At 44.8% G+C, this 12,152-nt stretch carries 8 protein-coding genes; 7 read left to right on the top strand and 1 reads right to left on the bottom strand.

Going from position 1 to position 12,152, the window contains the following annotated elements; genetic code table 11:
* Nucleotides 1-4 precede the first annotated feature (4 nt).
* The 7 genes from AB5642_RS05870 (at nt 5) to AB5642_RS05840 (ending at nt 10,689) form a co-directional block, all read left to right on the top strand.
* Nucleotides 5-3,703 carry a hypothetical protein gene (locus AB5642_RS05870; RefSeq protein ID WP_368371495.1) on the top strand — a complete coding sequence of 1,233 codons (3,699 nt, stop codon included), beginning with the start codon at nt 5-7 and terminating at the stop codon, nt 3,701-3,703.
* A 104-nt stretch (nt 3,704-3,807) separates the two neighbouring features.
* Nucleotides 3,808-4,635 carry a hypothetical protein gene (locus AB5642_RS05865; protein ID WP_368371494.1) on the top strand — a complete coding sequence of 276 codons (828 nt, stop codon included), beginning with the start codon at nt 3,808-3,810 and terminating at the stop codon, nt 4,633-4,635.
* Nucleotides 4,559-5,140, top strand: a complete 582-nt coding sequence (locus AB5642_RS05860) for a leucine-rich repeat domain-containing protein (protein ID WP_368371493.1) — start codon at nt 4,559-4,561, stop codon at nt 5,138-5,140. The genes AB5642_RS05865 and AB5642_RS05860 overlap by 77 nt, the downstream gene beginning before the upstream one ends.
* Nucleotides 5,141-5,371: 231 nt before the next feature.
* Nucleotides 5,372-6,838, top strand: a complete 1,467-nt coding sequence (locus AB5642_RS05855) for a glycoside hydrolase family 32 protein (RefSeq protein WP_173736163.1) — start codon at nt 5,372-5,374, stop codon at nt 6,836-6,838.
* Nucleotides 6,839-6,951: 113 nt separating this feature from the next.
* Nucleotides 6,952-8,358 (top strand): MATE family efflux transporter, encoded by a 1,407-nt coding sequence (locus AB5642_RS05850; protein WP_173719196.1) that lies wholly within the window; start codon nt 6,952-6,954, stop codon nt 8,356-8,358.
* A 6-nt stretch (nt 8,359-8,364) separates the two neighbouring features.
* Nucleotides 8,365-9,678, top strand: a complete 1,314-nt coding sequence (locus AB5642_RS05845; RefSeq protein ID WP_173736161.1) for a sensor histidine kinase — start codon at nt 8,365-8,367, stop codon at nt 9,676-9,678.
* 3 nt (nt 9,679-9,681) lie between these two features.
* Nucleotides 9,682-10,689, top strand: a complete 1,008-nt coding sequence (locus AB5642_RS05840; RefSeq protein WP_173769647.1) for a GTP-binding protein — start codon at nt 9,682-9,684, stop codon at nt 10,687-10,689.
* 74 nt (nt 10,690-10,763) lie between these two features.
* On the opposite strand, the gene AB5642_RS05835 is transcribed toward AB5642_RS05840, so the two are convergent.
* Nucleotides 10,764-12,140 (bottom strand): amidohydrolase family protein, encoded by a 1,377-nt coding sequence (locus tag AB5642_RS05835; RefSeq protein WP_173769646.1) that lies wholly within the window; start codon nt 12,138-12,140, stop codon nt 10,764-10,766.
* Nucleotides 12,141-12,152 lie beyond the last annotated feature (12 nt).

Raw genomic sequence — 12,152 nt, 5'->3', positions numbered from 1 at the left:
GTGTATGAAAAAAAGAAAATCCATTGGTCTGTGGGTGGGAATCTGTCTTCTGTTTCTGGGAATATTTGGAAGTGTAAATGTTTTTGCTGCAGTGACAGAGGGAAAAGCCGGGGAAATACTTACTGGGGAGTATGCAGTGATTATTAATACAGATACATCTGATTCGAGGAGCGCAGGCACACTGATCTTTGATGACAGTGGAAGTACTGCGTCAGTTTCAAGTGGAAGTGAGCTTCCCGCAGCTCAAAGCCTGGCCGGGCTGAATGCAGGGAGCACCAGCTCAGTCACTGCGTTGAAGGAAAAAAGCGCTATTTCGTCCATTACATCAGCAGATGAGACTGACGATGGTATATCCGTCCAGGCAGCGACTACCACTTATGCAATAGGAGAAGAGAAATATATTTACAGAAGCAATGGCAGCGGCAAGACCTATATATGTATTGGGATTGGTGAACATTGCTATATCTGGATGGACAAAAATATGAAAGCGGATTATGATGCCGCTGGAAAAACATCTCTCATAGCATCAGACATGGCGAGCATTTATGACAGACAGCCCTATCAAATCCTGAAAACACTGGCAGGAGGCGATCTTCCCTGGGAAGATGGATCCGGCAAACTCTCTATTGTGCTGGAAACCTTAAGCGGCGCAAGTGGTCAGTTTCAGTATGATGAGGGAATTACAGCAATCCATATCAACACTCCGGCGGCAGCATCCTATGTTTCCGGTGAAATGACCAGAAGAAACGGTCTGCTGGTTCACGAGGGACAGCACGCAGTATTCTGGCTGAAAACAAAATTCAATGCCTCCGAGAAATATATGTGGATAAACGAAGGTCTTGCAGTAACGGTCATGGATTATCTGTGGGGCGGTACGGACACAAATGGCTGGATGAACGGAATTGCAGGAAGTACCGCTATTCGTAACGGCTCTTCCTTGATGTATAAGAGTTATCGCGATGATATTGCCCAGGACTATGGAATGCCATACCTGTTTGTCAGATACGTAATTGACCGTATGGCAGGAAGCTATGAGCCTATGGCTGTGTTGCCGAGATTTTATACAGTAGATGCTTCCTCCCTTACCTGTGAAGCTTATCTGGAGAAGGTAACAGGAATTCCGTTTAAAACACTTCTTTCAGATTTTTATACAGCTGTGGCAGCAGGAGAAGCTTCTGGTGTATACAGTTTTCCAGGCGATCGGATAGCGGCAAAAAAGGCATCTGCATTTCCGATATTTTCCGGAGACAGTGGCTCAAAATATTCCATTCCGGCAGCTTCCGCGATCCTTGTGAAACTGAAGGATGGAAAATTTACAGTCCCATCTGATGGGGAAAGCGGAATTGTTTATCGTGTAATAGGAAGCCGGACTTCATCTGTGAAACCGGCTGGCGGAAATGGTACAAGCAGCAGTCCTTATCAGATCGATTCTCTGGATGATCTGAATTTGATCGAGGAAAATCAGGGTGCATATTATCAGCTGACCTCAGATATTCAGACACAGGGAAGAATTAATTTTACCATCTCTTATTTTGGTGGAACGCTGGATGGAAATGGACATACGATCTATGGACTGAAGAAGCCTCTGATAGCCATGAATCAGGGGAAAATCAGGAATCTGCGCGTAGCTGCAGATTTTGATGATGATATGCAGAACGTGCAGGGAGTCATCACACAGTACAATGAAGGAAATATTGAAGACTGTATGGTGACAGGAACAATCAGCGGATATATGGGCGGAAACGGAGCTGTTGTATATCCGGAATTTGGCGGAATTGCAGGTGAAAATGCACTTGCCGGAAGTATTTTTGGCTGCACATCAAAGCTGAATGTTAATTTGACAATGGCTCCTATGAAAAGCTGGGTAGGTGGAATTGCAGGTCTGAACATTGGTACTATAAGCAAGTGTGTCAGCACCGGTACGATTCGTGTTACCCAGACAAACGGAAACGAATATCCGGTCTATGTGGGCGGAATTGCGGGAGAAATCCAGAAGTTTGGGGGCATGGGCGGTGTGCTCAAAGAATGCCTCCATGCAGGAAAAATCACAGTAACTGCAGCAAACAACCGTGTAGGACAGATGTGTGGAACTGCTGCTGATAATGTACTCAGCTCTTCTTACGGTTTAAGCGGACATGTGCTGAACTGTTATGGAAAGAGTGGAGAGGGGAATCTTGTCGGCGGAACTGATGCTTCCATTGGAACAGGTGGACTTCTCACAGAGGCACAGATGAAAGATTCCAAATCTTACGTGGGCTGGGAGTTTGGAACTGACTGGAAGATTTCAGAGGATGGTTTGCCAGAGCGGGTGAAGAATCCGGAGATTACTTCATTGGAGGTAAAAAACAACTGGACTTCCTGTTACGTGGGAGAAAAACCGTGGTATTGGGGCAGGCTTTTGATAAATGGTACAACTTATTCTGAGATTACAGCCGATATGATAAGCGGCTTTGACAGTTCTGCTGAAGGAACTACTCATGTTTATGTAGAATATAAGGGCAAACAGGTTGCTTATTCAATGGAAGTTGTTGCGCCAAAAACCAGTGATATCAGCAGCATTGTAATATCAGGACAGCCGAAGAAATCTTATGTGGAAGGAGATGTATTCAATCCATCCAGAGCCAGTATGTATGCGACGATTGGTGGTCGTGCAGCTTATATTTACAGTGGATTTACCTATGACAAAACAGGTGCACTGAAAACCTCGGATACTCAGGTTACTTTTGATTACTTTGGAGCAAAAATACCGTGGGCGATTACGGTTGCAGCGAATGCACCAGCGGCTTTGACTATGCTTGCAGCTCCTGAGAAACTGAATTATGTAGCTGGAGATAAACTCGATCTGACCGGAGTGAAGCTTCAGATTACATATAGCAATGGAAAAGTATCGCCGGTTATTACAAGGGCTGATCTGAATACTTATGGAATACATTTGGCGCTTGGAAGTGGAAGCGGTTCATCGGCAGTGATTGATAATGGCAGAATAACAGAGTCATCAGATAATGGAAAAGATCTTATTGCTTATGCGACTGATAAGCTGCCAGGAGAATATGGTGCCGTGATCGCTGTGCTTGGAACAATGAGCGTAACAGAACCATTGGCGATTACAGATACTGAGCTGTACGCGATTACAGGAACTGGAAAAGAGCAGTGGATATATTCAGGCTTTGTTACAGGTGGAAGTGGTAAGTATGAAACTCAGGTTGTTTCTGAGAATTTACCAGCTGGTTTAACTGTTTTTGCGGTTCCTGGCGGAGGCTCTTATGGAAGCAAATACTTTACTTTTTCCGGAACTGTCACTGCACCAGTGGGAATTTATGAGTCACAGTATAAAATTGTGGATACAGGAACAAAGGCAGTTTTGCCAGTCACAATAAAAATTATAGTGACGGCTTCTAATGAGGCAAGATTTTATAGTTTTGTACTTAACAAGGCGTTTAATTCCCAATTAAAAGAGGATGTTGTTGGGGAAATTGATAATGAGAACCGTAAGATTACGCTGCGGTTGCCAAAAGGAACTGATGTTACCAGGCTGGCACCGAATATTGATTATGGTTCTGGTACAGGAACAGCGGTAGCAGATGAGTTTACCAGTGGAAGATCTCATGATTTTACAAATCCGGTACAGTATGTTCTGACAGCACCAGATGGTGTAACGAAGATAACATATACGGTTACAGTTGTTTTTTACGATGAAACGTAAGGTGGTTCCGGGGAAACTGAGCATACGCATACCTGGGATGCCGGAGTTATAACGAAAGAGGCTACCACTTCAAGTATAGGAATTAAGACATATACCTGTACGGTGTGCCAGAGCAAGCGCGAAGAAGAAATTCCGAAGTTGGTTGTTTTACCGACGAATACGCCGGTGCCAACGGCAACGCCGACAAACACGCCGGTGCCAACGGCAACGCCAACGAACACACCGGTGCCAACGGCAACGCCAACGAATACGCCGGTGCCAACGGCAACACCGACGAATACGCCAGTGCCAACGGCGACACCGACGAATACGCTGGTGCCAACGGTAACGCCTACGAATACGCCGGTGCCGACGGCAACGCCAACGAATACGCCAGTGCCAACGGCGACGGCGACGCCGACAAACACACCGGTGCCAACGGCGACGCCAACGAATACGCTGGTGCCAACAGCAACGCCAACGAATACGCCGGTGCCAACGGCAACACCAACGAATACGCCGGTGCCAACGGCAACACCGACAAACACACCAGTACCAACGAACACGCCAGTGCCAACGAACACACCGGTACCAACAAACACACCAGTACCAACGAATACGCCGGTGCCAACGGCAACGCCAACAAACACGCCAGTGCCGACAAACACACCAGTACCAACGAACACACCGGTGCCAACGGCAACGCCGACGAACACACCAGTGCCGACAAACACACCAGTACCAACGAACACGCCAGTGCCAACGGCAACGCCAACGAACACACCGGTACCGACAAACACACCAGTGCCAATGAACACACCGGTGCCAACGGCAACACCGACGAACACGCCAGTGCCAATGCCAACGAATACGCCGGTGCCAACAGCAACGCCGACAAATACACCGGTGCCAGCGGCGACATCGGCGAACACACCTGCGCCGACTGGATATAAAGTGGGCACAACAGTGAAACATCCGGCGACAAACGGATATTATAAAGTTACCGCCACCGACACGGTAGAATATATAAAACCGATAAAGAAAAAAGTAAGCACTGTCACAATTCCAGACAGCGTAAACCTAAAGGGCGCGAATTACAAAGTAACCTCAATAGCCTCCAAAGCATTCAAGAGCAATAAATACCTGAAAAAGGCTATCATAGGAAACAATGTAATCCAGATTAAGAGCTATGCCTTTTATAAGTGCACGAAACTCTCTTACGTACAAATTGGCGGTTCAGTAAAAGCGATCGGAAAACAAAGCTTTTATAGCTGCAAAAAGTTAAACGAAATGAGAATCTACACCTCCCGCCTGAAAGCCAAATACGTAGGCTCCAATGCCTTCAAAGGCACTCCATTCAGGATGAAAGTTTACGTCCCAAGGAAAAAGGCAAAGAGCTACAAAACGGTTTTTGTAAAACGAGGCATAAGCAAAAAGATTGTAATAAAGAAGATGTAATATTTGTTTGTGTTATGGGGAGGTTTTCAAAGAAAGCTGGATCTTCAAACATCGAAAAAGCAATAGGCGGTTCAAATTAATGTAACAAGAGAATATATAAGGGACTGTAATAGATGCGTGCTGCGTATGAAGTGACATTCATCTGTTATAGTCCCTTTTCTCTTGACATTTTTCCACGTAATGTGCAAAATAAACTCATAAAGTTCAAACAATTTCAGGAGAAATTATATCATGAGACAGGATTTTTTACACTTAAAAGCACCGGAAAACTGGATCAATGATCCAAATGGATTTATATATTTTAAAGGCAGATATCATCTTTTTTATCAGCATTTTCCCTATGCACCTATGTGGGGAACCATGTATTGGGGACATGCGGTAAGCGATGATCTGGTACATTGGAGCCATGAGAAAATAGCCCTGTTTCCAACAAAGGATTACGACCGAAACGGAGTTTTTTCTGGAAGTGCAGTGGAGAAAGATGGGAAAATGTACCTCTATTATACTGCAAATCGCTATCTGAAAGAACAGGATGAAAATATCCATGTGGCAGATGGAGAATACGAGGAAAGCCAGGTTATGATCATATCAGAAGACGGTTTTCACTTCGATAACTGGAATGGGAAAAAGCAGATCATTCCGGTAATCAGAGATGATGAAACTGCTGATTCCATGGATACCAGAGATCCGAAAGTATGGGAAGAAAATGGCGTTTATTATATGATTCTTGGCAGTACATACAAACATGAAATCGGCAGAGTAATTCTGTATTCCAGCAAGGACGGAGAAAACTGGAGCTATCTTTCCCAGTGCAGAATGAAGAATTACGGATATGTGATCGAGTGTCCGGATATGTTTGAGGTGGATGGACAACGTATATTTACAGGCTGTCCGGTGACTCCTGTCAGGTGTGGGGATAAGATAGAATATGAGGCTGTTTCCGGTTATTGTCTTGCCGATTTTGATACAGAAACCGGCAGGCTGGAGCTGGAGGATAACTACTCGCTGATTGATTACGGCGGTGACTTCTACGCCCAGCAGACCAATCTGGATAAGGATGGCAGAAGAGTTATGATTGGTTGGATCCGCATGCCAGAGGCTGTGACTGGAATGAAAAGTAGTAAAGCTGCTGTATTTTTTGAGCAAAATAGTGATAGAGAAGAAAATGAGAGAGAAAAAATCACACAGTCAACAGATAAAAATCATCTGAAAAAGAGTGATAAAAGTCAGTTGCTAACGGAAGAACGGGTAATTTGGAACGGTATGATGAGCCTGCCGCGTGTAGTAGAAATTGAGAATGGACAGGTTTGTTTTCGGGTTCATCCAAACGTGCGAAAGGGCCTTTCCAGATCACTTTCCAGCCAGGATGCCCTGCGCAGCAGTAACCCATTCTGCATAAAAACAACCCTCCAAAACGGCGACTGTCTGGACATCGGAGGATATCAGATCTCCATGAAAGGCAGAACAATATGTACTGACAGAACAAGAGTATTTCCTCACACAGACAGTAAAAAACTGCATTGCCAGATTCCGGATGCAGGTGAAAAAGCTGATTTGGAAATTTTCGTGGATCCTAATTTGATCGAGATTTTTGTCAATGATGGAGAGTATGTTCTGAGTAATGTAGTCTATGATCTGGGCGTAGAAATTAAGGGTAAAGTACAGAGGATTTTAACCTGGAATGATGAATTATGCTGAAATTAACCTCGAAAATAAAACAGAAAGAGTGTTATAAGCCTGAAAGAAAGTCATAAACTGGAAATGAAAATATGAAATAAAAATATCAAATAAAAAGAAAGCTGTGAAACAAAATGAAACGAATTGATTTTGAAAATGGTACGGTAACCAGAAACATTTTCAGCGCTGCAATCCCCATGCTGGTGGCACAGATACTCAGTCTTTTATATAATATTGTAGACAGAATCTATATCGCCAGAATCCCTGAAGTGGGAACTACAGCGCTTGGCGCAGTCGGTTTATGTTTCCCGTTAATCGTGATTATCACTGCCTTTGCAAATCTGTTTGGCAGTGGCGGCGCTCCTGTTTTTTCTATAAACAGAGGTATGAAAGACAACCAGAAAGCGCAGGAAGTGATGAACACTTCCTTTACTATGGTGTGCGGAAGCGGGATCATTCTGATGATAGCTGGTATGCTTTTTGCAAGACCTCTGCTGGTACTTTTTGGAGCATCTGAGGATGCTTTGGTTTATGCATATCCCTACATGATGATCTACCTGATCGGAACGATTCCATCCATGATCGCCACAGGAATGAACCCGTTTATCAATGCACAGGGATACGCGACAACTGGTATGTTTTCTGTAGCAATCGGTGCAGTTGCCAATCTGATCCTGGATCCATTATTCATTTTTGTGCTTGGTTTCGGAATCAAAGGAGCAGCCATTGCGACTGTTCTTTCCCAGTTCCTATCAGCTGCTTATGTACTTCTTTTTCTTGAAAAAAGAGCGGAAATGAAAGCTCGTCTTTTGAAAAAAACAGAGCTGAAAAGCTGCAAAGAGAATGCAAAAAACATTGTCAGTCTTGGTACTGCAGGCTTCATTATGCAGCTGACAAACAGTCTGGTAACTATCTGCTGCAACAATGTTCTGGGGGTTACCGGAGGGGATGTTTACATATCTGTTATGACTATCGTATCCAGTGTCCGTCAGATGGTAGAGACGCCGATTTATGCTATAAATGAAGGCACATCACCTATCCTGAGCTACAATTACGGGGCAAAAAGACCGAAGCTTGTCCGCAAGGCAATGGTCACACTGGCAGTAATGGTTCTGGTTTATACAGCAGTAATGTGGAGCGTGATTATCTTTGTCCCGGATTATCTGATTGCCATTTTCAGCTCCGATAAGCTCTTGATAAAGGATGCAGTTCCGGCATTGAAAACCTACTTTGCAGCCTTTATTTTTATGGATCTGCAATACATTGGACAGACTGTTTTCAAGTCTTTAAATAAGAAAAAACAGGCCATTTTCTTCTCGCTTTTGAGAAAAGTTTTTATTGTAGTTCCGTTGACATACCTGCTTCCCTACGTGTTTAAAATGGGAACTCACGGAGTATTCCTGGCAGAGCCGGTATCTAATGTAATTGGCGGAAGCCTTTGTTTTGTTACAATGCTGCTGACTATATTGCCGGAGTTAAAGAGGATGGAGAAGAAAAACGGAGAGGCGGACCGTCCCATGGAGTACTTTAAAACGAGGTAAAAATATATGGAAAATACAATTATAATCGCGATTGTAAGTCTTCTCTGTATCCTGGCTCATGTCCCCACTCTGATCCTGCGAATTGTTCCGTTTCACGAAAAAATCTCAGATAAAGACAGGATCAGACTGACTGTAATCTATGCAATTGGTCTGGCTGTGGACTTCGGAATCTGCATGTGGGTGGGAAATTACCGGAAAATTGACGTGCCGTTTTATAAGATAAATCTTATTGCTTTCTGTATTGTAATGGCTGCTGTAAATATCTGGCTTGTCCCTGGATACACCAAGGTGCATTTGTTTGTATTTGGAATTGTGGCAGATATTGTCATGATTGCACTGTCAATCGGAGCTTATGTCAGTTCACTTTTGGGAATGCAGGGAAATGCGATTGGAATTGCAGAAACCAGCGCAATTGCAATTGTAGTGTATGCGCTTCTATATCCGCTGCTTAGCAGCCTGCTCCGTTATACCGTAACACCATTCCTTGAAATTGAATGCCAAAATTATTGGGAGACCTTATGGTTCATTCCTATTGCCATGTTTTTTTCCAGTATTTTTTCAGAAGGAGTGGATGTCTACACTACCACTTTTCCACAAATGTTGAGTAAATGTCTGATCGGCGTCGCCACATTGCTGATTTGCTTTGCGGTGTCTTATGATCAGCAGCATTTTCTAAATGAAAAAGAACTGAACCGGCAGATCGATCAGCAGAAAGGTTACTATCATGCGCTCACGGAGCAGGTTCTGGCAGAACGTGAAGCACGCCATAATTTCCGTCATCAGGTAGCTGCTATTAAAGGTTTTCTTGATAAAAATGATATGGAGGGCTTGCGGGGATATTGTGATGATCTGGAACTGGAAGAGATGGGAAAAGTAACAATTCCATATACAGGAAACGCCGCGGCAGACGGCGTCCTTTATCATTACGGCTGTATTGCCAGGGCGAAAAATATCGAGTTTTCCGTATGCTGCTATCTGAAAGATATTGCTATTCCGGACACTGATTTTTGTACGATTCTGGGCAATGCCCTGGATAATGCGGTGACTGCCGCCGGTCAGTATGACGGAAAACGCTTTATTGAAGTTGCTACGGAGAAGAAACACGACATGCTTCTGATTACGGTAGACAATTCTTTTGACGGAATATTATTCCAGGAAAATGGGAAAATTTACTCAAAAAAACGGCAAAACAAACAGGAAGGAATCGGCATTCTTTCCATGAAAAAACTTTGCGAAAAACACGGCGGAGCCAGTCGCTTCGAAGCGGTCGGCAACAGGTTCCAGGCCAGCTTTATATTGAAAAATGAGGTTGAAGATTAAAAAATGGTTAAAGTTGATTTGATTACAGGCTTTCTTGGTTCGGGAAAAACGACTTTCATAAAGAAATATGCTGCATGGCTGATGAGCCAGGGGCAGAATATTGGAATTCTGGAGAATGATTTTGGTGCAGTGAATGTGGACATGATGCTGCTTCATGACCTGGAAGGGGAGAACTGCGAGCTGGAAATGGTTTCAGGTGGATGTGATGCGGACTGCCACAGAAGACGTTTCAAGACCAAGCTGATCGCAATGGGAATGTGCGGATATGACAGGGTTCTCATTGAGCCTTCCGGGATTTTTGATGTGGATGAGTTTTTCGATGCCCTTTATGAAGAGCCGTTGGATAAGTGGTATCAGATTGGAAATGTGATTACCATTCTGGATGCCAGACTGGAGGAGAAGCTGCAGCCACAGGCAGAGTATATTCTGGCTTCAGAGGCAGCTGATGCAGGCTGTATTGTTCTAAGCAAGAGTCAGGAGGCATCCGGGGAAGAAATCAGCGGAACTGTGAAACATCTGAATCGCGCACTGGAAAGTGTGAAATGCAAACGACGTTTTACGGAAAATGAGATACTGAATAAGGATTGGGAAACGTTTACAGATGAGGATTTTCAGCGGATTTTCAACAGCGGGTATGTGATGGAAGATTTCGAGAAACAGTGTTTTGATGAGAAAGAAGGGTTCCAGTCATTGTATTTTATGGAGCTGAAGATTTCCGAGACACAGTTGGAGAAAGCGGCGCATCAGATCCTGGATGATCCGGAATGTGGGGATGTTTTCCGAATTAAGGGCTTTGTGAAATTAGAAGAAAGTGCTGCCGCGGTAACCGAAAACGAAAAAATGAATTCGGACTCCGCTCAGAAAGCATCCACTAACAATATTTGGCTGGAACTAAACGCCACCCGCAAAGAATTTTCCCTGAAGCCTATTTCCGCAGGACAGGAAGTAGTGATCGTGATCGGGGAGAATATGAATGAGGCGCGGATACGGGAGTATCTGGGGACAGAATAATTTACGCGAGCAACGAGCAAAAGGAAAAACCTCTGGTCGAAGATTGATTTCCTGACCAGAGGTTTTTTAGCTTTTTAAATTACTTTCCGTCCCTGTACATATTTCCCAACCAAATTGCGGTCGTCGGACAGATAAACAAGCCTTTCCAGTCTGTCACGGGTGGAGATTTCCTGGGGATGACGGATGTTGCTGTCGTCCAGAATCATGGCGTCGAATTCATAGCCTTTTTCGAAGCTGCCGACTTTTCCGAAGAAGGAGCCACCACCGATCGTAGCCATGTAGAAGGCTTCTTCCAGAGTAACCGGGGCCTGGGTCTGATCCATCAGGCGCCAGCGGAGCTTGGAAACCTGGATGGCATCTGCCATAGCACGGAACATGGAGAGAGAAAAACCTCCGGCAACATCGGTGCCAAGTCCTACATGAAGTCCCATATCAAGATAGAGGCGGACAGGTGCGATTCCGGAAGCAATGTCTGTGTTGGACTCCGGACAGTGGGCGATGTAAACGCCCTGGTCCTTGATCATCTGGATCTCTTCGTCAGTAGAGTGGACGCAGTGTGCCATGATGGTAGGGCAGACGCTGGCACCATCAGATGAAATATGAGCTGCTGTGTTATCAGTGGTATTAAGGCCGGATGCGGAAGCGAAATCAGCCTCGTTAGTATTGAATGCGGGTTTTGTTCCAAACAGCCCGAACATGTCATACGCATCTCCATAAAATCTGCTGGTCGGGCAAAGCTCCTTTACCCATGCAATTTCCCCGAAATTTTCAGACAGATGAGACTGAACCGGAAGGTGATATTCCCTCTGGATTTTTCCAAGCTCGGTCATCAGCTCATCCGTACAGGATGGGGTAAAACGTGGGGTTAGGATTGGGTAGGTGTGGTCGTAACGTCCCTTGATCTCTTCCAGCCACTGGCGTGTATCCTGTGCAGAAGCCTGTGCGCTTTTCTCCTGAAGCTCCGGTGCTCCGTTGCGATCCATATTTACTTTTCCAACCATAGTTGCCAGACCGCTTTCCTCCAGCATGTCCATGAGAAGCTCCGTTGCCGGACGGTGCAAGGTGGCGAAAATGCAGGCTCTGGTGGTGAAGCTGTGCTTTAAGTCATCCACGAAAATGGAGTAAGCCTTTTTCGCATAGGACAGGTCAGCGTACTTGGCTTCCTGCGGGAAAGTGATGGTGTTCAGCCAGTCCAGCAGCTCCAGATCCATGCCGGTTCCGCGGTAAGCGTACTGGGGAGCATGCAGATGAAGGTCGGTGAATCCTGGGATGATCAGTCGATCACCCATGTCTTTTACAGGAATATCTTTATATTCCTCTGGAAGCTGGGAAAAAACACCGGCACAGAGCCCGTTTTCACAGACTGCATAAGAGTTTTCTGCAAAAATAAGTTCTTTCTGATTCTTGCTGTAACAAATTGTACCTTTCAAAGCAAACAAATCTTTTTTCATATCAGACCATCC

Source organism: Ruminococcus sp. 1001136sp1_2201st1_G3_2201SCRN_220225 (genome assembly GCF_040924365.1).
Lineage (GTDB): Bacteria > Bacillota > Clostridia > Lachnospirales > Lachnospiraceae > Blautia_A > Blautia_A faecis.
This window is presented reverse-complemented; position numbering and strand designations above follow the sequence as displayed.